The organism is Streptomyces sp. GL_140, assembly GCF_057834465.1.
Map to the genome: position 1 here is coordinate 309,432 of NZ_JBYQMJ010000002.1, position 24,524 is coordinate 333,955.

At 65.9% G+C, this 24,524-nt stretch carries 19 protein-coding genes and 7 pseudogenes; 11 read left to right on the forward strand and 15 right to left on the reverse strand.

The window, feature by feature from the left end:
• Positions 1-51 precede the first annotated feature (51 nt).
• On the forward strand, positions 52-435 hold the full coding sequence (locus AC3IYJ_RS41005) for a transposase (RefSeq protein WP_489403356.1): 384 nt from the start codon (positions 52-54) through the stop codon (positions 433-435).
• A 145-nt stretch (positions 436-580) separates the two neighbouring features.
• Here AC3IYJ_RS41005 and AC3IYJ_RS41010 read toward each other — a convergent pair.
• Positions 581-1,653, reverse strand: a protein-coding gene (locus AC3IYJ_RS41010) for an IS630 family transposase (protein WP_489399231.1) whose coding sequence is annotated in 2 segments (ribosomal slippage) — positions 581-1,143 and positions 1,143-1,653 — 1,074 coding nt in all. Because the reading frame shifts where the segments join, the coding sequence is not laid out codon by codon here.
• A 149-nt stretch (positions 1,654-1,802) separates the two neighbouring features.
• Positions 1,803-2,522, reverse strand: a pseudogene (locus AC3IYJ_RS41015) (helix-turn-helix domain-containing protein); the annotation flags it as partial.
• Between the two features lie 65 nt (positions 2,523-2,587).
• On the opposite strand from AC3IYJ_RS41015, the gene AC3IYJ_RS41020 reads away from it, so the two are divergent.
• A complete protein-coding gene (locus AC3IYJ_RS41020; protein ID WP_489396335.1) occupies positions 2,588-2,887 on the forward strand; it encodes a transposase in 300 nt (99 codons plus the stop codon).
• A complete protein-coding gene (locus AC3IYJ_RS41025) occupies positions 2,884-3,771 on the forward strand; it encodes an IS3 family transposase (protein ID WP_489396336.1) in 888 nt (295 codons plus the stop codon). The genes AC3IYJ_RS41020 and AC3IYJ_RS41025 overlap by 4 nt, the downstream gene beginning before the upstream one ends.
• Positions 3,772-3,803: 32 nt before the next feature.
• On the opposite strand, the pseudogene AC3IYJ_RS41030 reads toward AC3IYJ_RS41025, so the two are convergent.
• Positions 3,804-4,781 (reverse strand): annotated as a pseudogene (locus AC3IYJ_RS41030) (ISAzo13 family transposase); the annotation flags it as partial.
• Between the two features lie 169 nt (positions 4,782-4,950).
• On the opposite strand from AC3IYJ_RS41030, the gene AC3IYJ_RS41035 reads away from it, so the two are divergent.
• The gene (locus tag AC3IYJ_RS41035; protein WP_489403303.1) at positions 4,951-5,277 is read left to right on the forward strand and encodes a hypothetical protein; all 327 of its coding nucleotides are present in this window, start codon (positions 4,951-4,953) and stop codon (positions 5,275-5,277) included.
• A 321-nt stretch (positions 5,278-5,598) separates the two neighbouring features.
• On the opposite strand, the pseudogene AC3IYJ_RS41040 reads toward AC3IYJ_RS41035, so the two are convergent.
• The 8 genes and pseudogenes from AC3IYJ_RS41040 to AC3IYJ_RS41075 all read right to left on the reverse strand — a co-directional run.
• A pseudogene (locus tag AC3IYJ_RS41040) lies at positions 5,599-5,828 on the reverse strand (IS21-like element helper ATPase IstB); the annotation flags it as partial.
• 492 nt (positions 5,829-6,320) lie between these two features.
• On the reverse strand, positions 6,321-6,773 hold the full coding sequence (locus AC3IYJ_RS41045; protein WP_489403304.1) for a hypothetical protein: 453 nt from the start codon (positions 6,771-6,773) through the stop codon (positions 6,321-6,323).
• Positions 6,774-7,072: 299 nt separating this feature from the next.
• The gene (locus AC3IYJ_RS41050) at positions 7,073-9,106 is read right to left on the reverse strand and encodes a hypothetical protein (RefSeq protein WP_489403305.1); all 2,034 of its coding nucleotides are present in this window, start codon (positions 9,104-9,106) and stop codon (positions 7,073-7,075) included.
• Positions 9,107-9,317: 211 nt separating this feature from the next.
• Positions 9,318-10,844: a hypothetical protein gene (locus tag AC3IYJ_RS41055; protein ID WP_489403306.1), complete on the reverse strand. Its 1,527-nt coding sequence runs from the start codon at positions 10,842-10,844 to the stop codon at positions 9,318-9,320.
• Between the two features lie 409 nt (positions 10,845-11,253).
• Positions 11,254-11,499 (reverse strand): hypothetical protein, encoded by a 246-nt coding sequence (locus AC3IYJ_RS41060; RefSeq protein WP_489403307.1) that lies wholly within the window; start codon positions 11,497-11,499, stop codon positions 11,254-11,256.
• Between the two features lie 40 nt (positions 11,500-11,539).
• Positions 11,540-11,746 (reverse strand): annotated as a pseudogene (locus tag AC3IYJ_RS41065) (DDE-type integrase/transposase/recombinase); the annotation flags it as partial.
• Between the two features lie 232 nt (positions 11,747-11,978).
• Positions 11,979-12,326 (reverse strand): annotated as a pseudogene (locus AC3IYJ_RS41070) (IS30 family transposase); the annotation flags it as partial.
• Positions 12,327-12,597: 271 nt separating this feature from the next.
• Positions 12,598-13,670 (reverse strand): IS630 family transposase gene (locus AC3IYJ_RS41075; RefSeq protein WP_489399405.1). Its coding sequence is split into 2 segments (ribosomal slippage): positions 12,598-13,160 and positions 13,160-13,670, totalling 1,074 coding nucleotides; the frame shifts between segments, so codons are not numbered across the junction.
• Positions 13,671-14,081: 411 nt separating this feature from the next.
• On the opposite strand from AC3IYJ_RS41075, the gene AC3IYJ_RS41080 reads away from it, so the two are divergent.
• From AC3IYJ_RS41080 to AC3IYJ_RS41110, 7 genes and pseudogenes are all read left to right on the forward strand, one after another.
• Positions 14,082-15,167: an aminotransferase class I/II-fold pyridoxal phosphate-dependent enzyme gene (locus AC3IYJ_RS41080; protein ID WP_489403308.1), complete on the forward strand. Its 1,086-nt coding sequence runs from the start codon at positions 14,082-14,084 to the stop codon at positions 15,165-15,167.
• A gap of 7 nt (positions 15,168-15,174) precedes the next feature.
• Positions 15,175-16,533 (forward strand): glutamine synthetase family protein, encoded by a 1,359-nt coding sequence (locus tag AC3IYJ_RS41085; protein WP_489403309.1) that lies wholly within the window; start codon positions 15,175-15,177, stop codon positions 16,531-16,533.
• A gap of 117 nt (positions 16,534-16,650) precedes the next feature.
• Entirely contained in the window at positions 16,651-17,058 is a 408-nt protein-coding gene (locus tag AC3IYJ_RS41090) for a gamma-glutamylcyclotransferase family protein (protein ID WP_489403310.1), read from the forward strand.
• Positions 17,059-17,136: 78 nt separating this feature from the next.
• Positions 17,137-17,967 (forward strand): PHP domain-containing protein, encoded by an 831-nt coding sequence (locus tag AC3IYJ_RS41095; protein ID WP_489403311.1) that lies wholly within the window; start codon positions 17,137-17,139, stop codon positions 17,965-17,967.
• Between the two features lie 220 nt (positions 17,968-18,187).
• Positions 18,188-18,388, forward strand: a pseudogene (locus tag AC3IYJ_RS41100) (IS110 family transposase); the annotation flags it as partial.
• A gap of 851 nt (positions 18,389-19,239) precedes the next feature.
• Positions 19,240-19,419 (forward strand): Rv0909 family putative TA system antitoxin, encoded by a 180-nt coding sequence (locus AC3IYJ_RS41105; protein WP_489403312.1) that lies wholly within the window; start codon positions 19,240-19,242, stop codon positions 19,417-19,419.
• An 89-nt stretch (positions 19,420-19,508) separates the two neighbouring features.
• Positions 19,509-19,640, forward strand: a pseudogene (locus AC3IYJ_RS41110) (SAM-dependent methyltransferase); the annotation flags it as partial.
• Positions 19,641-19,642: 2 nt separating this feature from the next.
• Here AC3IYJ_RS41110 and AC3IYJ_RS41115 read toward each other — a convergent pair.
• The 4 genes from AC3IYJ_RS41115 to AC3IYJ_RS41130 form a co-directional block, all read right to left on the reverse strand.
• Positions 19,643-20,470, reverse strand: coding sequence for a class I SAM-dependent methyltransferase (locus AC3IYJ_RS41115; RefSeq protein WP_489403313.1), 828 nt, complete (start codon positions 20,468-20,470; stop codon positions 19,643-19,645).
• A 347-nt stretch (positions 20,471-20,817) separates the two neighbouring features.
• Entirely contained in the window at positions 20,818-21,486 is a 669-nt protein-coding gene (locus AC3IYJ_RS41120; protein WP_489403314.1) for a response regulator, read from the reverse strand.
• A complete protein-coding gene (locus AC3IYJ_RS41125) occupies positions 21,483-23,150 on the reverse strand; it encodes a sensor histidine kinase (RefSeq protein ID WP_489403315.1) in 1,668 nt (555 codons plus the stop codon). Before AC3IYJ_RS41125 ends, AC3IYJ_RS41120 begins: the two co-directional genes overlap by 4 nt.
• Before the next feature lie 84 nt (positions 23,151-23,234).
• Positions 23,235-24,491 carry an ATP-grasp domain-containing protein gene (locus AC3IYJ_RS41130; RefSeq protein WP_489403316.1) on the reverse strand — a complete coding sequence of 419 codons (1,257 nt, stop codon included), beginning with the start codon at positions 24,489-24,491 and terminating at the stop codon, positions 23,235-23,237.
• Positions 24,492-24,524: the final 33 nt, after the last annotated feature.

A 24,524-nucleotide genomic window follows, 5' to 3' on the forward strand; every position in this document is an offset into this window, starting at 1 on the left:
ACGGTCCCACCGGCATCTGATGCCGACCGACCGCTTGGGCGGGGGCGGGCTGTGTCAGGTCGCCGTGCATCTCAGCTATGCGAGCGATGCCGGTGCGCGTTGATCGACCGGGCTCTGTACCTGTCCCGGGACTGGGACTTCGACGACGAACGTCGCGTCCTGGCAGGTTTCCCGGACGAGGTGGCCTTCGCGGCCAAACCGCAGCAGGCCGCCATCCTCATTACCCGAGCCCGGGCGCAGGGCTTCCCGGCCCGTTGGGTGGCCGGTGACGAGGTCTATGGAGGCCGTGCCCTGTGCTTATCCATGGGTGAGCTCGGGTTCAAGCCGTTTCGAGAGCGCCGCGGTGTCGGCGAGGCGGCCCCGCCGGGCCTGGCAGCCGCCGCGGACCGGATACGGCGCGGTAGGGGACCGGCATTACCACTGGGCGATGATTGAAGTCATCGGCGACGACACCCTGCACCGCCTCGCCGGTCGATCTCGTGCTGAGACGCCCAGCGCCGCACAGACTCACGCGAGACGCCGAGCGATTCGGCGACCTCGGTGGATAGATCCGAGCGGTGCTGTGTCATTACTGAGGTTTTCAGGGTGGGGTCGGTGGGTTGATGGCCAGGCCGGTGGCGGTGAGGCAGCCGTCGATAAGGTGGGGTCGGAGCTGGATTCTGCGTAACTCGCGGCGGAGTTTGCGGTCGAGGTCGTCTGGGGTTCCGAAGGCGGTGTTGGCCGTGGCTCTGCGCACGAGGGACCAGACGGCTTCGACCGGGTTCAGGTCTGGTGCGTATGCCGGGAGGCGGATGGTGGTGAGCCAGTCGTGTTCGGCTTCGTAGCGTTTCAGCCCGGCGGTCAGATGGGTGTTGAGATTGTCCCAAATCACCACGATGGGTCCGCCGAGCTGGATATGTGCCCGTACCAGCAGGTCGCGGTAGTCCTGCCAGGAGAAGCTCTTGCGGGCGCCCTTGAGCAGGAGATGGTTGCGGGGCCGGTGGATGAGGCGGCTCGGCTCGCCGGGTTTGTAGCAGCACAGGGCGGCGACCGAGGTCCGGCGGCGGGAGCGGCCGCGGACGCGGATGACGGGGGTGTGTCCGCGCCGGCCCCAGGTGTGGGCACGCGGCGGAGTCATGGAGAAGCCGGCTTCGTCCTCGAAGACGAGCCATGCCCCGGACGCCGCCGCGAGGCTTTTACCTGCGGCCAGACCTCCTTCTTCCACAGCTCGATCGCGTGCTCGTCGCGCTCGAGTGCTCTGCGGGCGGGCGCCTGCCAGGACCAGCCGTGCCGTTTCAGCAGCCGCCACACCGTCGCGACCGACAGCGTCAGCCGCAGCCGGCGACGGATCACCGTCTGGACCCGGACCAAGGTCCAGCGTTCATCCTCGAAGCCGTGCGCTGAGGGGCCCTTGCCGAGTTCCTCCTCGAGCACGGCGAACTGGGTATTGGTGACGGTCGGGGAGTTTGCCGGGCCCGTCGAGCGCAGGGCCTCGATGCCGCCCTCGCGCCAGGCACGACGCCAGCGTTCCACCGACCGCACACTCACCCGCAGTTCCTTCGCGATCACGGCGGTCTTCTCACCCGCCACGAACCGCTCGCCGGCCTGAAGCCGGATCCCCTCACGAAACGCCCGACGCTCAGCAGTCAGGCCCCCACCCTCCGGATAACGCATACCACCTGCATACCGCAAGGATCATGAACCGTCACCACCCGACGACAACCCGAAATCCTCAGTAGATGTGCAGCCTGGCCACGAAGTGCGGGGTCAATCCAGGGCGTCTCAACAAGATCCTGTTACGAGCTCTTAGGGCGTGCAGATCTTTAACTCGTCGTTTTGACCTTGGTCTGGGTGGAGTCGGGAGCGAGGAACGTTGCGACGTCGGCTGGTGTGCGAAGGCGGGCGGTAGAGGGGGTGATGTGGTGACCGTGTGCTTCCAGGAGTGGTCGGACCTCCTGTTTCGCGCGGCTGATGGTCATGGCGGTGACGTCGAAGAGTTGGCCGAGTAGGTCCATGGTCGCGAGTTTCCGCAGGTGGAGCACGGTGGCCAGGACCCGGTCGGCTGGGGTGAGCTTGGCTTTGGCACCTGCGCCAGGGGCCATCAGACGCTCGTGACCGCGACGTGTTCGGAGCACTTGCTCGCGTTGAAGTTCCAGCGCTGGAGTCAGCGTGGCGATGAGCTCGCTGAGTTGTTGGCGGGTCATCCCGGTCAGTTCTGGGTCCTGCAGTGAACACCGTGTGAGGCGAGGCGGTCTGTTCGCCGGGGCCTGGACTGACGTGTTCTCGGTCGTCGCCGCGTCCATCGGATGCTGGGGGTGGAGGGTGTAGTTCCAGTCGCCGTGGAAGCGGTGCCGGGTGATCGGCAGGGCGGCGATCTCGTCGTCGCTGACCTGGATGCCGGTGGGGTAGGGGTTGGTGTCGAGTTCGGCGTGCACGGTCAGGCCGGTTTTGGTCGTGGTCGCCGCGATGCTCTCGACGATGACTTCGTGGCTGGTCAGCGGCCTTCCACGCCAGTTCATGGTGATGTGGGAGAACAGCCGGTGAACCTTCCCCTTGATCGTGGACACCTGGAGACTGGGACCCGAGGTTCCAGAGGAAGTAGCACCAGGTGGGAAGCAAGTACACGAAGCGGTACACCGAGGAGTTCAAACGGGACGCGATCGCGCTCGTCGACTCCACGGGTAAGACGGTCACCGCCGTCGCCCGGGACCTGGGCATCAGCTCGGAGTCCCTGCGCGGCTGGTACCGCCAGGCCAAGACGGACCGGGGCGAGGGACGGCCCGGTGAGCTCACCATGGCCGAGAGGGAGGAGCTCAAGCGGCTGCGCAAGCTCGCCGCCGAGCAGGCCAAGACCATCGAGGTACTGCGAAAAGCCGCGGTCTTCTTCGCGAAGGAGAGCGATCGGTGAACGACACGTACGCGTTCATCGAGGCGGAGAAGACCACCCACGGCGTCGCTTTCCTCTGCAGGCTGCTGAAGGTGGCCCGCTCCTCTTTCTACGCCTGGCTCGCCGCGGCGAAGTCCCGGGCCTCCCGCCTGGCAGCCGACGAGGCCCTGGTGCACGAGATCGCCGTCATCCACGTCGCCTCCCGCCAGACCTACGGTGTCCCGCGCATCCACGCCGAACTGCGGCGGCTGGGACGGTGCGTGAACCGCAAGCGCATCGCCCGTCTGATGCGCGAGCACGGCATCCAGGGCGCCCACCGTCGCAAGAGACGATCGCTGACCCGGCCTGACAGGAAGGCGAAGCCGGCACCGGACCTGATCAGCCGCGACTTCCACGCCGAGATCCCCGGCGCGAAGCTGGTCGGCGACATCACCGCCCTGCCCACCGGCGAGGGCTGGCTCTACCTCGCCTGCTGGCTGGACCTGGCCACCCGCGAGGTCGTCGGCTACTCCATGGCCGACCACCACCGCGCCACCCTCGTCGTCGACGCGTTGAAGATGGCTGCCGGCCGCGGCCGCCTCAGGCCCGGCTGCATAGTGCATTCGGACCGCGGTAGCGAATACACCAGCAACCAATTCCGGTGTGAAATAGCCGAGTTGGGCCTCCGCCAGAGCTGCGGACGCACCGGATCCTGCTTCGATAACGCCGCCGCGGAGAGCTTCTGGGCCCTACTCAAAGAAGAGATCGGCACTCGCGTCTGGCCCGACCGGGCCACCGCCCGTGCCGAGGTCTTCGACTTCATCGAGACCTTCTATAACCGCCGCCGGCTCCGCAAGCACAAGGTCTTCGGCTACCTCACCCCAGCCGAGACCCGACAGCGGCAACAGCACACCCTCGCCGCGTAACGAACGAGTGTCCGAGATCACGGGGAAACTTCACGGTGCTCGATCCGGTTCCACTTGGAAGTGCCGGGAGGCAGGTGGCAGACGGTGACCGTCATGCCGGCCTCGGCAGCAAACCTGGCAAGTTCGGTCTTCCAGGTGCGGGTGCGATAGCCGTTGGAGCCGCCCGCGTCGGCGGTGATCAGCAGTCGGCCGGCCGTCGGGTAGGTGGCCCGTCCGGTGGCGTTCCACCAACGGCGGATCGATTCGACGGCGAACGCGGCGGTGTCGTGGTCGGTGCCCACGTTGACCCAGCCGGTGTTCGCGGCGACGTCGTAGATGCCGTAGGGCACTGCTCTGCCCAGCTCGCGGTCGGGGAAGTCGTGGGTGTCGACTCGCACCGGCTCGCCTCTCGGCTCCCACTCACGGCCGTTGTTCTTGAATGGGCCGACCAGTTCCTTCTTCTTCGTGTCCACGCTGATCACAGGAGCCCCGCAGTCCTGATGGCCGCGGGCCTGCTCGTTGAGGTACTGGAACTGTGCGTCCCGGTCGGGGTGCTGCTTGCCTTCCAGCGTCTTGGCGTTGCTCTGCAGGCTGAAGCCCTCCTCGCGCAGGAGGTCGCCCACCGTGTCCGCGGAGATCCTGTGGCCCTGTCGGGTCAGCTGCTCAGCGAGCTTGCGCGTGGATTTGGTAGTCCAGCGCAGCGGCGACATGGGATCTCCGCGGACGTCGGGCTCGACCAGCGCAAGAAGTGCCTCCCGAACAGCCGGGTTCCGCTCGGCGACGCGTTTGCGTCCGGCACCGGGCCGGCGGACGCGTCCCAAGGGGGCCTCTCCGGAGCCGAGTTCCCGTACTCCGGCAGACACCGTGGCCTCACGGACACTGGCGGCACGAGCGACCGCTCGGATCCCGCCATGGCCGAGAGACTGGGCCTCCGCCCCTATCAGCAGGCGACGCTGCCGCTCATCCAGATGCGGCAAAATCACCGCGAACTTGGCTGCCAGCACGGCCCGTTGCCCTTTCAACCCGCTCATGCCAGACCAACGAACCACCGAGTGGAAAGCTACGAGTTAAAGATCTGCACGCCCTTAGCGTTGCGCCTCTGGCTTACATACCCAGCACGAGGGCCAGGACCGCCAGATGTAGCAACATAAGTCGGCCTTTTTCACAACCTTTGCCAGTGTGCTTGGGTCAGGAGTAAAGGTGGAAATATCGGTCGTTCCGGTAGCCTTCTCAACTACCGAGACCGCCTGGTCGGGCATGCCGTCAGAGGGCGGGATCGCGGCATTGGCCGGGACGGCTGAGCCGATGAGTACCACTCCTGCAATGGCGGACATCGCGGCAATGGTGAACCTGCTGGTACGGCGGCGAGTTGTAATGGCTTGCACCTCTCATATTCTTATTCAGATTTGCGGTTCGGGAGCGGCAGGCAACCGTTATTTGGCTCCCTGGAACACCGTGTTGCGCGGGCTTGTGACGCCGAACGCCCAGCTGATCCGTATGAGTTCGGCGCATCCGTCACGAGCGTAGAACAGCCTTCCCCCTCCGCGTCATCTTCCCTCCCCCGTAGGCCTCCCCGTGCCCGATCACCGCTGAAGATCATCTTTGCGGCCGATCTACATGCGTGCCATGGTCTTTAGTCTCAGAAGGCTTGGGTCTTCCGACCTGCAGGGAGCCCGTCGGGGGCCGGCGCAACGCCTCCAGCAGGACCGCGGCTGGTGCGGTGGTCGACCAGCCCGCACAGAACCTGCTTGCGGTGGGCGAGCCTCATCCGCTGCACCCCAGCGCGGTGAGCTCGGCGGCTTTGGCCTGCTCCCGCTCGGTCAGCGTCCACCGGCCCGGGTCGTACTGGAACCCCGCGGCCTTGATGCGGTGTTCGGAGCTCGGCGGGCCCGGTCGTCACACTCGGCGAGGAGGAGTTCGGCGAGGAATCCGAGGTAGGACATCTGCTCTTGTTTGGCCTTCTCTGCGAGCTCGGGGAACTGGGACCGGATGGTGGGCAGCCGCGCCATCCTGCATGCCTGGTCGACGGCGGTGGTGGCGGCCTGCTCGGCGAGTCCTCGCCGGCGGTGAAGGGGCACGGCGTTCTCCTCAAGTGGTGGGGCGGTCGGATCGGCGGAGCCGCAAGAGCCGGTTGTAGTGGGCGACGGAAGGCAGCGGGCGTGTGTCAGGCGGCAGACGGGCCCGAACAGCAGCGGGCAGCGGAGCGATACCGGGCGGACTTCCAGGGACGGGCGGCTGCGCGGGCTCCTCAGGCTCGGCGTCGGCCGCCTCGCGGGCCTCCAGGTAGTGGTCGGGTTCGAGGCGGGTAGCGCCGCGGTCGATGAGCCGTTCATGCCGGGCGACTTCCTCACGGCCGACGTAGACCACCATTCCTCCGGCAGGGTCGCCAGCAGCGGCTGCTCGGCCGCGAAGTACTCGCCGATGGTGCGGGGTCGGGAGGGGATGCATCGGACGTCTTCCTCCTGGTCCCACCGGTCGATCATCGCGTTGAGCTCGGCGAGCGTGTCGACTTCGGGGACGGGGACGAGGTGGTTGCGGCGGAACCAGCCGATCCGGCCCTCGACTCCGCCCTACTCGTAAGCTCCGCGGATGCCGGGCGTGGTGATGTCCCAGGTGAACACCTGCGACGGTGCGGTGGCGACCAGCTCGGGCACGGCCTTCGCCGGGTGGGTGGCCTGGCGGCGGCGTTCGCCGCACTGGCTCCGCTCCCGCCGGATCCGGTACATCGTCGGGACGGAGCAGTGGCAGCGGCCGGCGTCCAGCTCGCGGGCCCAGATCTGGGCCGGTGGCAGCTCTGCGTACTCGGGCGAGTTCATCAGCTCCAGCACCGCGGCCCGCTCGTCCGCGTCCAGCGCTGAGGGCGGCGTCGGCCTCGGCGCGTGCTCGCGCACCGGTGAGGGCTTGAGGCTGCGGTCATGGGTCGCCCGTGAGCGGCCGGTCAGCCGACACGCGGCCGTGACGCCCAGCTCGCCCTCGATCCCGCTGAACGCGGCGGTGGACCAGATTCTCCAGGGCCCCCGCATCACGTGCGGCCCGCCACTCGGTGACGTGCGAGTGGTACAGACGCTCGCGGCGCAGGACCGGGCTCTTCTCGTTCTTGGGTGCGGCGTCGTACTCGGCCACGATCCGCAGCTTGCACTTGGGAGAGAAGGTGCGACGCTTCGGCCTCGGCGCTGGATCTATGCCGGGGTGTTCTTGCTGGTCATGAGGGGTGGTAAAGAACCAGCCTGACCCGGCAGCCCGGCGGTCCTCCGCGACCACCGGGCACCTGGCCATGCCATCACCCACCCTGACCTGCTGTTATTTACGCGTCAGAGTCAAGTTAGCGTTGGAGTGGGAGCGCCAGCGAATCAGACACGTCGTTGTCTTTAATGCTTGCCGTAAGGTAAATCGCAGATCCCGAGAATGAATCGCCCTCGGGCGGATACGGGAAGCGTGGAAGACTATCATCAATTGACAGTAGTTCGGTATTGATTTGAACTACCTGATCCTTCGTTAGTCCGCTACTCACCCAAAGTAACCCGATGCCATTCAGCACTGCATCGTATTTCGGCGGGACGCCTCCGCCGACGAGGGGGAGGAGGTCTGACAGTGCAATATCGAGCGTCACTCCGCCTTCGACCGCCCATACCCCTGAATCCAGTTTTACGATAGCGCCTTGAAAATGAGATGTCCGGAAAGTTACCGCCATCACATTCTTTGCACCTGACTGGTATACGAAGCTGGCCTCACTGAGCTCCGGGAGGAGCTGTTTGAGATCATCTGGAACAGCTGCCATATCAATGCCGAATGCACTTGCTATATCGGTGAGTTTCAGGGGGTCTTCTGGCGAATTCAATGACGCGCTTAGTCGCCACCCATCGCTGGACTTGGTGAAGCTTCCATCGAAGTAGACGGGGTCACTGTCGCTCTCTTGATTACAGAAACCAAGGTTGGCGCTCAGAGAGAACTCGTCGTCAAGGTTTTCTATCTCAAGGTTGATATCAACCAGGGAGCCGGCAAAGCTGGTTTGCAGCGCTGCAGAGAATCTCCAGTAGGTTTCTACCGCGGGCCCGTATACGTGCTCAACCCGCAGGCCGACGGCTTTGAGACTGCTCAGGTAATCCGGGATCTGCAGATTCTTGCCCGGCCATTGTTGCGTCAGGTATTGAAGAAGCGCACCGACCGAAATATTGGCTGCTTGTCCGATGAAGCCCTTCGTTCCGTCGTCTGTCGTGAATGTAAGATCGAGGCATATACTTTGCCCGTCGATGGTAATGCAGTTACCATCGTCCAGCTGTACATGCTTGCTGCGGTTAGGTGCGGCCGACTCGCTTGGCAGCTGGAGCTCGACTTTCCTCCTTGACGCCGCCTGGCGCAACGGGTAATTAAGTTTATTTTTCGGCCAGCCACCGGCGGGCGGGGTGGGCGGGTTGGGCGAGTTGAGGAGATCATATGTAATACCGGGAATATACAACTCCTGTGGTTCGATGGTAGACCACGCAGCATTCGTGACTGCCTGAGGGTAAAATGTTCCACTCCGGCATAGGCTTCTGTATTTATCCCAGAATGTGCGCAAGTATTTTCTGTTTCTCTCCGCCGCCTTCGAGGGCGAGGTTTGAGTGGTGGGAGGAAGGTATACTGTCCACGCTTCCTGCATCGCAATTATTTGCCCCATATTGTGATGGTTCGTCATGCTTCTGATGAGATGCTTCTCGAAATGGTCTTCTGGGTCGTCCACTCGGAACGCCTGGAGATCTTCATGATCCTTGTTTGGCCCTATTATCAGGTTCGCTGGGAGCCAGCAAATTATGCCTGCGAATTCTTCCTTCAGGGCATTGTAGTCAGTATTTCCGCTGTTTCCGTCGTGGTATATGCCCCCGTTCTTCAGTAAGTCGATAAAGGCCTTCAGGTCATCCTTATTAGCGATGCGCTGCAGCGGATACTCGTCAATGACGTATTTGATCGCATCGAAACCTCCAGCCACCTCCTTGTCCAGCTTGACATCGGGGGTGCAATAGTATTCATATACTGTAGAGTTCCAGAACGGTCTCAGAGTGGTTGCCCAAGGCAGCATGTGATGCCGCTCCAGTGCAACGAAAGGGCTGTTTGGCTTCCTCGCTGCCTGGAGATCTTTGGCATCGCGCTGCGCCATGGGCTCCACCGCTTCCTGCCCGCTCCCATCCTCGAACACCGAATTTGGTCGGTACTTGCCCTCGGTGAAAAGGAGATTTATTCCTACCATCTCATTTGTTCCTTCCCTGGTGTTTCGAAGGTTCCTCGGGTGAGAAACCTCTGTTGAGGTTATGCGGTGAAGAATCGTGTCCTTATATGTGCGCGGCGGAGTGGCATCCCTCGCCGATGTCTCCTTACCCACTCCTCAGGCAGCAGGCGCTCCCGCTCGGCCCAAGGGGAAAACGCCTCCCGAGCAGTCATCACTGCCGCCTGACCGAGGACAGTCGACCGACTGCCCTGCGAGAAGGCATCACGCCAGGAAGGCATCGGAATCTCCAAAGCCGGCCACTCAAGCCCGTTCCAGGCTTGAGCCCACCTGCATGCTGCACACCAATCCATGGTGTTACTCAGGTTCAACCCGACCAGGAAATGCGGGCGGCGCCGTTCCCCCCGGGGCTGCCCGTGCCGCTAGGGCTGGAAAGACCGCCTGCGCCGATGCCGTCGCCGAGCTGGTTGTAGGGCAGGCGGGAATCGCTGTCCGAGCACGGTTCGTAGACGGCCCCGTCGGGATAAAGGCTCGCGCCCTGAGCGCCGCCGCCGCCGCCACCACCACCACCGCAGGCGGCGGCAGTGGCGCCGTCGCCGCCGCCGTTGCCGTCGTTGCCGCTGGCCCCGCCCGAGACGCCGGGGATGCCGGTGGCGCCGGCGCCGCCCTTGCCACCGGTGCCGCCGTTGCCGCCGCCGCCGGTGCCGGCGCTGGCGCGGGCTCCGGTGCCGGGGCCGTTGGGGCCGCCACCAATGCCGCCGCCGGTGCCGCCGGCGCCACCGGCCCCGCCATTAATCCCGCCGCCGGTGCCGTTGCCGCCGGAGGAGCCGGCGTAGAAGCCGCCGTTGCCACCGCCGTTGCCGCCGTTGCCGCCGGCCCCGCCAGTGCCGCCGCCTAAGCCGAAGTAGGTGCCGCCGGCGCCGCCGTTGCCGCCGTTGCCGCCTGCTCCGGCGATGAGGTTGAAGGCGTTGCTGTAGTAGTAGGTGCAGTCGCCCGGGGCGCCGACGTGGACGCCGCTGGGGCCTGGTGATGCGGTGGTGGTCTGTTTGATGTAGGCACCGGGGCCGCCGTTGCCGCCGGTGCCGCCGTTGCCACCCGTGCCGGCGCCGGCGGCGCCGTTGCTGCCGTTGTTGCCGCCGTTGCCACCGGGTCCCCAGAGTTCGAGGGTGATCTGCCTGGCGTTGTTGGGGATGGTGAATCTGGGGTCGCCCGGGTCGGTGCACAGGGCTCCGCCACTACCCGTGGCGCCGGCCGCGCTGGGGGTGACAGCGCACCAGTTGTTGTCTTTGGCGAAGTAGCCGCTGTCCTGGTACACGCCGTCCGGGTCCTCGTCGGCGACGATTGTGGTGGCGGCCCAGGCGATGCCGTTGGTGAAGTCGGCAGTGAGGCCGGTCCAGGCGGTGCTGATCGGGGCGGGGTACTGGTTGCTGTCCCACTGGTAGTCATCGTCGGCGACGGGTACGCATTGGGAGCCATTGAAGAACCAAATTTTGTGGTCGTTCGGGGAGTAAAGGGCGGCGTCGACCGAGCCGAACGCAAACACCTTCCCGCTACCGGAGTCGTAGCCGAAAACGTCCTGGATGGAGCGGGCGCTGGTGTCAGTGTTTAGTTCTGATCCGGTGTCCTTTTCGATGGATACCCGGAAGCACTGGCTTCCCTGGAAGAGCCAGATCTGCGACGCTACACCCAGACAGAGAGCGGCATCCAGCTCCTTCGACCCGTCAAGGCCGGCAGGGTTGTCGGGTGTAAAGATGCGCTGGTTGATCAGGTCGGAGAGATTTCCGGTGTCGGCGGGCGTGTCGCCCCACCAGGGCTTTCCCTTGGCCGGGTCCCATTCGTAGCGGTCGTAGGAGGCCTGGCTGCCTGTTCCGTAAATGCAGTACATGCTCGGCATAACCGCGGCATTATTGGCATTCGAATCCGCGCCCGGCCAAGGATTATGCTTACGCGCGGAGAATGCTGCGCTATAGGATTTCACATCAAACTCCTTTACCATTTTTACGCCGAAATTTCCTTAAGGGGCTGGGTCGGCGGGGATGATGCACCGGACGCGACGCGTGGAGCGACACGCGGTAGCGGAGCCCCAGACGCCCGAGAGCTGGACGCCAGCCCCTGACACGCTTCAGTTTTCACACTTGTATGTGCGGCCGACGTCGCTACCCCTCGCACGGGCATCGTCAACTTGGCGGTCGGGGTCCGTGAGGTGAGCCGCGGGTGGTGCCGACGCGATGAGATAGCGTCCCGGCACATGACGGCCGAAGACAACGAAGTGAAGTCTTCCCGTGATCTCGGGCACGCTGCCGTTACGCCGCGAGGGCCTGGTCTTGTCGGTAGCGCAGGCGTGTCTCGTGGGGTATGAGGTAGCGCCATTGGATGTGCTTGCGCAGGCGGCGTCTGTTGCAGAAGCTCTCGACGAAGTCGAAGATGTCGGCGCGGGCGGTGGCCCGGTCGGGCCAGAAGCGGGTGCCGATCTCCTCTTCGAGTACGCCCAGAATCTCTCCGCGGCGGCGTTGCCGAAGCAGCTCCCGGTCCGGCCCACGCTCTGCCATTGTTCCAACTCGCTGATTCTGTCGCGGAGTTGACAGAGGCGTATTCCGATCCGCAGTCGCTGTGGATCACGCAGCCGGGCTCCGGACGGCCCAGCGCATAGGCCATGTCCAGGGCGTCGACGACGAGGCCGGCGCGGTGGTGGTCGGCCATCGAGCACCCGATCACCTCGTGTGTGGCCAGGTCCAGCCACGAGGCCGGGTAGAGCCGGCCTTCGGCGGTGGGGACGTACGTGATGTCCCCGCCGATCTTCGTTCCGGGGGGCGGGCGGCGGTGAAGTCCCGGCCGATCAGGTCCGGCGACGGGGCGGCCTTGGTGTCGGCCTTGGTCAGGCTGCGGCGTCCGGTGCGCCGGCTGTGCCCGGCGATGCCGTGTTCCCGCATGACCCGGGCCACCCGCTTGCGGTTGACTTCTCCGCGTGGATGAACCGGCACACCGTGCTCACTGGTCGCTCTCCTTCGCGAAGAAGGCCGTCTTAGATTCAACCGGTCAAGGCAACGCTCTCGGCTGGTGTCCGGAATCCCAGGCGCTTTCGCGGACGGTTGTTGAGCTTCGTCGCTATGGCGTCGAGGTCGTCCTGGCTGAAGGCCGACAGGTTCGTCCCCTTGGGCAGGTACTGGCGGAGCGGCTTGTTGGTGTTCTCGTTGGTGCCTCGTTGCCAGGGGTTCCGTGGTGCCGCGAAGAAAACGTCGATACCGGTGTCGGCGCTGAGGCGCTTATGAGCTGCCGGTTCCATGCCGCGATCCCAGGTCAGCGTGCCGTGCAGGTGGGAATCCATGCGTGCGTAGGCTTCGGCCAGCGCGGGAACGACCACGGCGGTGTGGCGGCTGAGGCACGCCCCAGGCGAGCGGCGATCGCCCGGTAGGAATCGCCGGCATACAGCCTGCGGGAGACATCTCGTCCGACATCCCCGGTCGACCCAGTCTCGCCACTTGTACGGCCGGGTAATGCTTCCCCACGGGGACTCCGTTCTCCTGGACCATCAAGATCCAAGTCTCTCCGGTGTCCAGAACCCGGGGTCAAGGCCCGACCACCGACGACGCCCCCCCGAGCGAAGAGCTGCGTACACACGGTGCCAAACGCCGTCGTTACTGAGGTTTTCAGGGTGGGGTCGGTGGGTTGATGGCCAGGCCGGTGGCGGTGAGGCAGCCGTCGATAAGGTGGGGTCGGAGCTGGATTCTGCGTAACTCGCGGCGGAGTTTGCGGTCGAGGTCGTCTGGGGTTCCGAAGGCGGTGTTGGCCGTGGCTCTGCGCACGAGGGACCAGACGGCTTCGACCGGGTTCAGGTCTGGTGCGTATGCCGGGAGGCGGATGGTGGTGAGCCAGTCGTGTTCGGCTTCGTAGCGTTTCAGCCCGGCGGCCAGATGGGTGTTGAGATTGTCCCAAATCACCACGATGGGTCCGCCGAGCTGGATATGTGCCCGTACCAGCAGGTCGCGGTAGTCCTGCCAGGAGAAGCTCTTGCGGGCGCCCTTGAGCAGGAGATGGTTGCGGGGCCGGTGGATGAGGCGGCTCGGCTCGCCGGGTTTGTAGCAGCACAGGGCGGCGACCGAGGTCCGGCGGCGGGAGCGGCCGCGGACGCGGATGACGGGGGTGTGTCCGCGCCGGCCCCAGGTGTGGGCACGCGGCGGAGTCATGGAGAAGCCGGCTTCGTCCTCGAAGACGAGCCATGCCCCGGACGCCGCCGCGAGGCTTTTACCTGCGGCCAGACCTCCTTCTTCCACAGCTCGATCGCGTGCTCGTCGCGCTCGAGTGCTCTGCGGGCGGGCGCCTGCCAGGACCAGCCGTGCCGTTTCAGCAGCCGCCACACCGTCGCGACCGACAGCGTCAGCCGCAGCCGGCGACGGATCACCGTCTGGACCCGGACCAAGGTCCAGCGTTCATCCTCGAAGCCGTGCGCTGAGGGGCCCTTGCCGAGTTCCTCCTCGAGCACGGCGAACTGGGTATTGGTGACGGTCGGGGAGTTTGCCGGGCCCGTCGAGCGCAGGGCCTCGATGCCGCCCTCGCGCCAGGCACGACGCCAGCGTTCCACCGACCGCACACTCACCCGCAGTTCCTTCGCGATCACGGCGGTCTTCTCACCCGCCACGAACCGCTCGCCGGCCTGAAGCCGGATCCCCTCACGAAACGCCCGACGCTCAGCAGTCAGGCCCCCACCCTCCGGATAACGCATACCACCTGCATACCGCAAGGATCATGAACCGTCACCACCCGACGACAACCCGAAATCCTCAGTAGACGGTGCCGACGAAGCGAACACACAAGCGCACAGGGTTGCAAGGCGTGCACCACGTTATCCGCCTGGCTCCTCTTCCTAAAGCCGACCCTGGGCATTCCAATGGAGGTGCCAACCCAGGCTTCTTGGCCAGATGCCCGTAAATGGCCGAGAAGCGGGGAGTGTTGGGGAGCAGATGCCGGGCGGCGCCATGGTGGCGAGCCTGGCGTCTGCGGCGATCCTTCCCGGGACGTTGTCCACGGCTGTCACCTTGCGAGGAACCCTCCAGATGGGGCCTGCACATCTCCGTCCACTTCTGCCGCTTCGGGTACATCGCCCCACGGAAAGAGCAATATGAAGAGTCACGCCATGAGTGCAGCGCGTCCCTTAGCAGGTGCCGACCGTCTGGCGGCACCGATCGACTGTTCACGCAACGAATTTCTCCATCCGCATCCGATCGCCGGTACGCGGCGTTGGCCTCGGCTGCGTGCCGGTGACATCTGCCGGTACCAGTCCAACCCGCAGCTGCTCACGCACCTCTCCAAGCGGTTTGGGTGCGAACCGGAGCAGCTCCGCCTGCACCATGGCGCCGAGGCTGCACTCAAGGCCATCTTCGCCGCGATTGCCCGCATCCCCGATGCCACGCTGTTGTTGCCCGAGCCGGGCTGGGATTACCACAACACGCTCGCCCGCCGGTATGGGATCCGCACCCAGCAGTACCGCTATCTGGAACAGGGAGACCGGTACGTCCTCGACCTGTCCGACCTGCTACGGCAGATCGAGCAGCTCGCCTGCCCGGTGCCGCTGATCGTCTCCCCGTCGAACCCGCTCGGCTGCAGGCTCCCGGACGAAGAGCTGATGGCATTGGCGGAAAGCGTCGCTGGCGCCGGATACTGCATCGTCGATCAGGCGTACGCCGGGTTCGGAGCGGTGCCAAACCTGGACTGGTCGATCGGGCAGCTCCTGGCCGGCATGCCCTCGACCGTGCTGGTGCGCACCATGTCGAAGTACTACGGAATCCCCGGCCTGCGTGTCGGGTTCACCGCCGCCGATCCGCGCACCCACGAGATGCTGGGCCTGGACCCGGACTACCTCGGCTTCAGTGCCTTCTCCGACAGGTACGCGGTGCGCTGCCTGGAGGCCCATGACGACTTTGCGCGTATCGCCGACGCGACAGTGGAGCAGCGGCACGCGCTGGAGGCGGGCCTGACGGCGATTCCCGGGTTTGCCGCCTACCGATCGGACGCCAACTTCGTGTTGGTGCGCACGCCGGGCCCCGCCTACGCGCGGTGGCTGGACAGTTGGGGAGTCAAGGTCCGGACGTTCAGTTCACCCTTGGCCGACCGGGTCCGGATCACTGTTCCACCGGAAGCCCACGTTCGGTCGATCCTTGCCGCCACCGAATCGTTTTCCCACCACGCCCCCATCGCTTCCACCACGACGCCGAGCGGGTGATGACGCCATGCAAGCACAGCTCAGCCTCAGCCAGCTGCAAGACCTTGCCAAGGCCGGAGCGGTCGACACCGTCGTCGTGGCACTGACCGACATGCAGGGCCGGTTGCAGGGCAAGCGCTACCACGTCCAGCACTTCCTCGACGAGATCGCCGACTCCGGCGCAGAAGCCTGCGCCTACCTGTTGGCCACCGATGTGGAGATGCGGCCCATCCCCAACTATGAGCTCAACTCGTGGGAAACCGGCTTCGGTGACTTCGTGCTCCGGCCGGACCTGGCCACCCTTCGCATCGTGCCCTGGCAACCCCGGACAGCACTGGTGCTCTGCGACGCGAGGTGGCAGGACGGCGAGCCCGTGCAGGCGTCACCACGCCAGATCCTGCAGCGCCAGCTCGATCGGCTCGCCGAGCGAGGCCTCCTCGCCTACGTGGGCACCGAGCTGGAGTTCATCGCGTTCCACGAGTCGTATCAGGAGGCGCGCCGCCGCCGCTATCACGGCCTCACCGCCACGAGCGACTACAACGTGGACTACTCGGTGCTGGGGACGGCCGGCATGGAGCCGCTCCTGCGACGCCTCCGTGGCGAACTGGTGGCCGCAGGACTGCTGGTTGAATCCGCCAAGGGGGAGTGCAACCTCGGCCAGTACGAGGTGGTGTTCCGCTACCAGGATGCGCTGACCACGGCCGACCATCACGCCATCTACAAGAACGCCGCCAAGGAGATCGCCGCACAGGAGGGCATGAGCCTCACCTTCATGGCGAAGGCGAACGAACGCGAGGGCAACTCCTGCCACGTGCACTTCAGCCTCCGTTCGACCCAAGGCGAACCGGTGTTCGCAGCCGGCTCCCACGGCTCGGAGATGTCCCCGCTCATGCGGCACTTCCTGGCCGGCCAGATGGTCGGTCTCGGCGACCTCACGCTGCTCTACGCACCCAACGTCAATTCCTACAAGCGGTTCACTGAAGGCAGCTTCGCGCCGTCCCGTATGACGTGGGGCCGGGACAACCGTACGTGCGCGCTGCGGGTGGTGGGGCACGGCCCGTCGCTGCGGGTGGAGAACCGAGTGCCGGGCGCCGACGCCAATCCGTACCTCGCCCTGGCCGGGATGATCGCCGCCGGTCTGTATGGCATCGACGCGGAGCTGGCACCCCCGGACATGGTTGCCGGCAATGCCTATGAGTCCGACCGGCCCAAGCTTCCGGCGAACCTGCGTGAGGCCGCGGAACGCTTCGACGGATCGGTCCTGGCCCGTCAGGCCTTCGGCGACGAGGTGGTGGACCACTACGTCAACGCCGCCCGAGTGGAGATCACCGCCTCTGAGACAGCCGTCACCGACTGGGAGCTGATCCGCGGCTTCGAGCGACTGTGACCGAAGTCGGACCGCGTCGTCGGCCATCCATAGAGAGTGAGACGCCCCATGTCTGCGACTTCCGCTCCCCGACCCAGGACCGGTCCTGACCGGTTGGCCGTCTTGCCGCCTGCCCCGGTGGCGCTGTTTGTGTACGGCACGCTCACCTTCCCCGACGTCCTGCGTGCACTGCTCGGGCGAGTGCCGGCGACTGAGGAGGCGAGCATCGAGGGCTGGCGGGCAGTGGCGGTCCCGGACCGCAGCTATCCCGTGCTGGTGCCGGGTACGGGGTGGACCCACGGCCTCGTGCTGCTCGATCTCCAACGGCCGGAATGGCAGATCGTCGACGCCTACGAGGACAGCATCTACCAGCTGTGCAGGCTCCAGTTGACCCCTGCCCGCCACCAAGCCGTCGGCTACGTCAGCCGGACCGGGCCGGCCACTGACCCCCAGGCCTGGGATCGAGACCGCTTCGCGGCCGAGGATCTCGGCACCTACCTGGTGGGATGCCGTCGGTGGCGCCTGCGCGAGTTTCCGACTCTCTGAGGCGGGGCCTGAACGGCGGACCTGGCGGTGGCGTTGAGATTACTCGCTTAATGTACACACTAGTTCAAGGAGACGATCTTGCTGTCCCCTGATAGTCACGTCCACAGTGAATGGTCTTGGGATGCTCACCGGGGATCGATGGAATTAACCTGTGCCCGCGCGGTGGAATTGGGCCTGCCTTCGATCGCCTTTACCGAGCATGCGGATCTGGGGCCGCAATTAATCCCACCGGGGACTGTCATCCCTGATGAACTTAAAGATTTTTTGGCAGATGGCTTTCTGATCGCGCCGCAGTTCGATCTCGACGGATACTTTGAGTGCCTGGAGCGGTGCAGGCACATGTTCCCTGAACTTCGTATCCTTTCAGGCGTCGAGCTGGGGGATCCGCACTGGCACGTCGAGCGTGCAAGGGACCTGTTGCGACGCGGGAGGTTTGAACGCGTACTCGGATCGATGCATTCATTTCGGTTCGGTGGAGGTTCCAGCGACTTTTGCTGGGGGTACAGCGAGGTTCCGCCAGGCGACGGACTCCGCAGCTACCTGGAGGAAGTCATCATCATGATCAGAGAGTTTGACGACATGGAGGTTCTGGCGCATGTCGACTATCCCGTACGGTACTGGCCAAGTGGCGGCATTCCCTATGACGTATCGCACTTTGAAGAAGAATACCGGGCGGTGCTCCGGGAGCTTGCGAAAAGCGAAAGGATACTCGAAGTGAATACGCGAGTCCCTATGGATTCTTGCATCGTCCGCTGGTGGTACGAAGAGAAGGGCGCCGGAATTTCGTTTGCCAGCGACGCGCATGACCCGGACTCGCTCGCATTCGGATTCACGCAGGCGGCATTGATGGCTCAAGCGAATGGATTCAAGCCGGGTCGCAGGGCCGATGAATTCTGGCGACGCACTTGATTCTGGCATACGGGTACATCCACCAAGGGATCACGGCGGCACCGTCAGGGCTGATTCAGAGTCGGGCGCTGCCGGTATCGCTGCCGGCCACGAGCTCGGACCTCTACGTCGTACAGGAAATCACCGTTGTCCGATGGAGGTGATCTCGCACTGCGTGCGGCTGTACTTCCGCTTTCCCCTCAGCTTCCGTGAGGTGGAGCCCTGTACCCCCGATGCCTGGCGATCCATCTACACCTCCGCGCTGTTCAGCATCCGACGGTCCGAAGAGTCCCGCCGGTTCTACGACCGCAAACGCGCCGAGGGTAAGCGCCACACCCAAGCCGTCCTCGCCCTCGCCCGCCGCCGCGTCAACGTCCTCTGGGCCCTTCTGCGCGACGGACGGTGCTACGAGCTCACGCCGCCGACCGCCCTCGCGGCTTGACAGACAGCATTAGGAATCACTGAGATCTGTCGAACTCTGCTGCTCGGTCTGCTGGGGTCGTCACTCGTTGGTGGGATGCGGTCCGGCGTGTCGGAGTGGGGTGCGTGGCCGTGGACAGCGATGGTCGCGGTGAACTCGGTTCTGCACATGCGCGGTTGGCTGCTTCGGCTTTGGGTGTGTCCGAGCGGACGGTGTCGAGCTGGCTGTCGGTGGCCCGGCGTGAGGGGCGCCTGTCGGCCCGGAAGCCCGCGCGGACTGGTGTGAGCGCGGCATGTCCATGCGTGTTGGGAGGGTGATCACAAGCGGATCCCGGTACGCGTGGGTCTCGAAGGTTCTGCGGCCTGTCCGTGGGTGACGTGGTTCATCGATGTCGCGACGAAGGAGATCGTGGGGGTGGCGGTTACCCCGCACCAGCCGGCGAGAGACGCGGTCCTGCAGTCCCGGCCTGTCATCGCCGTCACCAGTGGCGAGGGCCTGGCACTTTTCTGAGGACGACCTCCCGGCTGAAGGCCGCCAGGAATCTCTACACCGTACCGACGGCCCGGAAGTGTCAATCCCCTTGTTGGCATCCGTGAGATGACGGATGCATAGAGGACGCCGCCGCTCCGCGACTTCGCTGCAAGGACTCTCCCCTGCAAAGTCAAGCACAGGCGGCCCTGCTGTTCTTGAGGGGCAGCTGTGAACCCGCAGGCCTTCGCCTGGTCTCAGGTTGGGAGGGCCCCCAGGCGCTGCAGTGGCGGGTATTTCCGGCACAGGCTTAGGATGATGCATGACATGGCTGATTTGTGACGGTATGTGCGTTTTGAGCGCTAGTCACATCAGCCGCCCTCACCTCTTGAGAGGAGCTTGAAATGGGCGCGTTAGACAAGTTCAAGGATCAGGCGCAAAACAAGGCCAAGGACGTCACCGGGAGTGTCGGTGACGAGGTTGACGAGAAGACCGGCGGCAAGTACGAGGAGCAGGTCGGCAATGCCCAGGGCAAGGCGCAAGACGCCCTGGGCATCGATGATGAGCAGCAGGAACAGGAGTAGCTCCTGACGTGCGGCTGCGGGTCCGGGGGTACTTCCCGAACCCGCAGCCCCCTCAGTGCTCTGCGCAACGCCGCTTCCGACGGGCCTGCCCTGATGCGTACTTGTTCGACCACGAGGCGCTCGACGAGCGCGGCGAGCTGATCGTCGTGCACAAGCTGCCCTACAGCGATGTCACGCAGTGCTCCGCCGAGGAACGCGCCACGAAGTTCGGCGCGGATGCCCCTCAAACGCGGCGCGCGATCACCTCCATGCACACGCGGTAACGCTCGCTGACCGAGTACCGCAGGGGCTGGAAACCGTGCTCTTCCAGCAGGTCGCAGAGACGCTGACGGCTGAAGTTGTGGAAGTGCTCCAGCTCACCCCAGTACGGGTTGACGTTGCCCGCGTCGAGCAGCCGCCAGGCCGCACAGTTGTAGTTGGGCATCGACGCGAAGATCACGCCGTCCTCCCGCAGTAACCGGTGCGCGGCGGCCAGGCCCTCACCGGGGTAAGGCATGTGCTCCAAGACGTCCGCCAGACTGATGACGGAGTACCGGCCGGGCTCATCGAGCGTCGTAAGGTCGGCGCAGCGGGCCTCGACGCCGAGCTGTCGGATCCCCTCGGTGGTCGACGGCCGCAGATCGAGTCCCTGAGGCTCAAAACCCCATTCCTCCGCCGTGAACAGGAGTGACCCGTTGCCGAAGCCGACATCGAGCCAACGGCCGTCCGCGACGTACTGCGCCACCCGCTCCACGATGCGCGCCGATACGTAGCGGTTCTGCTCGAACGACGCGCCCGGCTGCTGGTTCGGGTTGGTCGAGGAGAAGACCTCCGCACAGACCTCGTCCGAGAAGTAGCCGTTGGTGAAGACGTGTGCGCAGCCGGTGCAGCGCATCCACGTCATGACTGGCTCGACCACCGGCTTGTACAACAGGTGTTGTGAGCAGTCCCCCGTCCGAAGCGTGGAGATGCCCGGGTCGGAGCAGAGGGGACAGGCGTCGTACATGACTCGCGGCTTGGGCGTGGTCGATGCTAAGGCAGGGAGGGATGCGATCACTTGATTGGCGAGCATGCCCGAAAGGTAGTGATTATCCCGCTGGGTGGCATGCCGACGCGCCCTCCTCCCCACGAGTGTTCCGCTCGCGCCGGACCCGGATCGCCCGCGAGGCTGCCCGTGGCGTGCGTCATTTCCTGGAGGAAGCAGTTCCCAGTAGTGAGCAAGAAGCGCAATACGAGCAAGCGGTACACGCCCTGGCGACGGTCGTCGACGTGGCTACCCCGCGAGGTGATCGGGTACGCGATGGCGGACCACCACCGCGTCGAGCTCGTCGCTGGTGCGCTGAAAATGGCCGCCGGCCGCGGGGGCCGTCTTCTCGTGAGGCCGGCCGCGCGGCAGCTTCCCGTCGTGCCCGCATGCGGTCACCCGGATGGTGCCTTCCACCGGTAGAGGTGCTCCGGCCGCCCGGCGGTGCCGTACCGCAGCTCCACCCGTACCGTGCCGTCGGCGGACAGGTCGGCGAGGTAACGCTGTGCCGTCGTACGGGACAGGCCGAGGCTGAGGGCGATCTCGCTCGCGGTGACCGGGGCGTCGGCCTCACAGACCGCCGTCGCGACCAGTTCGGCGGTGGGCGAGCGACGTTTGCGACGTCCACCAGAGACACGGTCCGTGCCGCACAACGACCGCAGGGCGCGGTCGACTTGCTCCTGGTTCAAGGTCCGGCTGCCCAGGAGCTGCGCTCGGTAGCGGGCATACGACTCAAGGCGCCTCGCCAGTGTGCTCGCATCGAACGGTTTGATCAGGTATCCCACCGCGCCGCGACCCAGCGCCAGCCGGATCTGCGGCGCGTCCGCGGCGGCCGTCACCATGATGACGTCGGCGCGCAGTGCCGGCAGCAGGGAGCTTCCCAACTGGTCCGGCAGGTACTGGTCCAGCAGGACGAGGTCGGGGCGCAGACGCTCGTCGAGCTCGGCCGCCTGCCGGGCGGTGCGCGCGGTGTCGACCACTTCGAATCCCGCCACCCCGGTGACGTAGCGCGTGTGTAAGTCGGCCACGCGGTAGTCGTCGTCGACGACGAGTACTCGGATCATTGCTCGGCTCCTCGGAAGGGTGTTCCGGTCACGGCCTCCACGAACCCGTCTGGGCTTCCTGGTGGCTCCACCACCTCCGGGACGCGGGCGATGAAGACGGCCCCGTGGTCGGGGCCGCTGCGCCGCTCCAGCTTCAGCTCACCGTCGTGCTTGGCGACGAGCTGGCGGGCAAGCGGCAGTCCCAGCCCGTGCCCCGCACGTTCGCTGTCCGGCCGGGTGGTGAAACCGTAGGCGAACAACTGGTCAGCGACGTCGGCCGGTACGCCGTCTCCGCTGTCGACCACGGCCACGTGCAGCGTGTCTTCCTCGGCCAGCACGTCGAGCTCCACCCAGGCTGGTACGCGGGAGCCCTCGGCGGCGGCCCGTGTGGCGTTGTCCAGCAGGTTCCCCACCAGGGTGACCACACTCAGCGGATCGGTGAGCCTGCGCGGCAGATGGGACCCGGGCATCAGCCGCAGCTCGATGCCCCGCTCCGAGGCCACGGCCGTCTTGGCCGCCAGCAGACCGCGCAGGTAGGGGTCGACGATCCGCCCGCCGTCACGGCTTTCGGTGGCCAGCGGCGAGGCCGACAGCTCGCGCAGGTGGATCTCGGCCTCCTCGTAGGCACCCATGGCCAGCAGGCCGGAGAGGGTGTGGAGCCGGTTGGTGTACTCATGGGCCTGCGCGCGCAGGGCGTCCGACAGTGCTCGCAGCCCTGCCAGCTCCCGTTCCAGCTCGTCCATCTCCGTGCGGTCACGCAGGGTGAGGACGTGGCCGAGGTCCTGGTCTCCGCGGCGTACGGGCTGCGCCGTCACGACGAGCAGCCGGTCACCGACTGCCAGCAGGCTCTGGCGCAGCTCCTGACGGGACGAGAGCACCCGGAGCAGAGCCGTGGGGATCCCGGCTTCGGCCATGGGTGTTCCGGGTGACGGTGTCCCGCCGAGCAGCCGCGACGCCTCCGCGTTGCACACGGTGACGTTCCCGCAGTCGTCGACCGCCAGCACTCCGTCGCCGACTCCCCCGATGACCGCCTCGTGCTTGCGGAGCAGATTGGCCAGATCCGCCGGTTCCAGACCGAGGGTCTGCCGCTTCAGCCACCGGGCCAGTCGTACGGCTGCTGCGGTCCCCAGCAGCAGCACGCCGCAGGCGAACAACGCGGCGGCCCAGACCTTGGGTGCCGCCGCCGAGTCCGCGGTCCGCAGCTGGATGCCGACGGCGACCTCGCCGATCACCCTGCCGTTGGCGCCTGTCACCGGCACCTTCGCGCTGGCCTCGTCGAGGCCGCCTTCCTGCACCCAAACCGACTCCTGGTCGCTGAGCGTGGAAGAGCCGGTGCTCACCGGTTTGCCGACCTGGGAGGGGTTGGGGTCGGAGTACCGGATGCCGTGCGCATCGGTGACGACGATGTAATGCATGCCCGTGCGTCGGCGGATGTGCTCGACTTCCTGCTGCACGGAGCCCTCGGGGTCCTTGCCCGATTCGATCCGGTCGATGACCAGCCAGGTATCGGCGGTGGTACGCCCGACGGCTAACGCCCGCTGGATGTACTGCCGCTCCGCCTGGTCACGTAAGAGCACGGCAGTCAGGGCGAACCCCGCGCCGAGCACGAGCAGCAAGACCACGACCTGTGCGAAGAGCATTCGGGTGGTGATGCGCGGTGTGGTCCGGCGACTGAGATAAAGCATATTTTCAGACTACGTGACCGATTTGCTGCCCCGTGCGCACCCCCGCCCACCGCCACACCCGGAGGCTGTGGCGGCCCGGGCCGGTCAAACGGTGGGTCCCTCCGCGGCGCGGACGCTCAGCCGGAACTCCAGGCGCGCCACCGCCTCTTGGGCCGCCGCCACGGCCTTGTCCGCGGTCGGCCCGAGCGCGCGTGCCCTGGCCACGCGTGACTTGGACGTCGTGAGGACACCGATCTTCGAACCGAGGGGGACGAGGAGGCCCACCTCGCTCACACCGGGCACCGCCCGGGCCCGGTCCGCCCCGGCGACCTCTTCGAGCAGGCCGGAGGTCTCCAGCCCCGCGAACCAGATCGCCGAGCTGGGAAGCGTGCGCACCTCGGCGAGCGTAGCGCGGATCCCCGGCAGCACCTTCTCCCCGAGGGTCTGCCGCACGGCGCAGTCGTCGAGGTCGACACCGGTCGCGTCGAGGGTCAGGGACGGAATCTCGTCGCCTCCCGTGCGGACGTGCGTCTCGATGACCCGTGGGCCCGCAGCGGTGAGGATGATCTCGGTGTGGGTGGGGCCCGACTCGATGTCCAGGGCGTTCAGCATGCGCTCCACACAGGCCTGGACCTCCTGCCGCTGCCTGGCCGGCAGCTCGGCCGGCGAGACATGGCCCAGCTCGACGAAGGTCACCGGGTCCGAGTACTTGCGGGTGATGCCGACCACCTGGTGCTCGCCGTTCTCCGAGAACGCCTCGACGCTGAACTGCGGGCCCTCGTGGTACTGCTCGACCAGCACGCCTGTGTTCGGCAGGCCCAGGTAGCTGCCGCCGGCCCGGTCGAAAGCCGTGGCCAGCTCGCCCTCGTGCGCCACCTTGGAGACGCCTGCACTGCCAGCACCCGATATGGGCTTCACCACACACGGCATCCCGTGTTCCCGTACGAAGGCGCGCAACTCCTCCAGATCCGCGACCCGCGCGTGGGCGGTGGGATCGACACCCGCTTCGCGCAGCCGTGAGCGCATGGCCTCCTTGTCGTGGACCAGGGCCACCGTCTGCGGAGAGTGGGTGGACAGACCGAGCGCCTGGCCGATCGCCGCGCAGCGGTCCTGGTTGCGCTCACCGAAGGCGGCGATCCGGGTGAAGGGCTGCAGGGCGTGCGCGGCCGCGGCCAGATCGATCCAGTCCTGGTCGGGTGCATCGCCCCGGATGCCGATCACCCGGGTGTTGCCGCCCGGTTCGCGGACGTTGCCGACGTACTCCAGCTGGACGATCACCGTGGTCTCGGCGCCGGGCATGGCCCGGCGTATCCGGGCCGGAAAGTCGCGGCCGGGGCCGACGACCAGAACGTGTTCAGTCATGACGACTCATCTCTGTGATCCGTGGGGAGTGTG

Excerpts from the sequence above, each read along its gene's own strand:
- AC3IYJ_RS41045 (WP_489403304.1), bottom strand. The coding sequence starts at position 6,773 with ATGCGGGGGCCCTGGAGAATCTGGTCCACCGCCGCGTTCAGCGGGATC.
- AC3IYJ_RS41055 (WP_489403306.1), bottom strand. The coding sequence starts at position 10,844 with ATGCCGAGCATGTACTGCATTTACGGAACAGGCAGCCAGGCCTCCTAC.
- AC3IYJ_RS41060 (WP_489403307.1), bottom strand. The coding sequence starts at position 11,499 with ATGGCAGAGCGTGGGCCGGACCGGGAGCTGCTTCGGCAACGCCGCCGC.
- AC3IYJ_RS41080 (WP_489403308.1), top strand. The coding sequence starts at position 14,082 with ATGAGTGCAGCGCGTCCCTTAGCAGGTGCCGACCGTCTGGCGGCACCG.
- AC3IYJ_RS41085 (WP_489403309.1), top strand. The coding sequence starts at position 15,175 with ATGCAAGCACAGCTCAGCCTCAGCCAGCTGCAAGACCTTGCCAAGGCC.
- AC3IYJ_RS41105 (WP_489403312.1), top strand. The coding sequence starts at position 19,240 with ATGGGCGCGTTAGACAAGTTCAAGGATCAGGCGCAAAACAAGGCCAAG.
- AC3IYJ_RS41115 (WP_489403313.1), bottom strand. The coding sequence starts at position 20,470 with ATGCTCGCCAATCAAGTGATCGCATCCCTCCCTGCCTTAGCATCGACC.
- AC3IYJ_RS41120 (WP_489403314.1), bottom strand. The coding sequence starts at position 21,486 with ATGATCCGAGTACTCGTCGTCGACGACGACTACCGCGTGGCCGACTTA.
- AC3IYJ_RS41125 (WP_489403315.1), bottom strand. The coding sequence starts at position 23,150 with ATGCTTTATCTCAGTCGCCGGACCACACCGCGCATCACCACCCGAATG.
- AC3IYJ_RS41130 (WP_489403316.1), bottom strand. The coding sequence starts at position 24,491 with ATGACTGAACACGTTCTGGTCGTCGGCCCCGGCCGCGACTTTCCGGCC.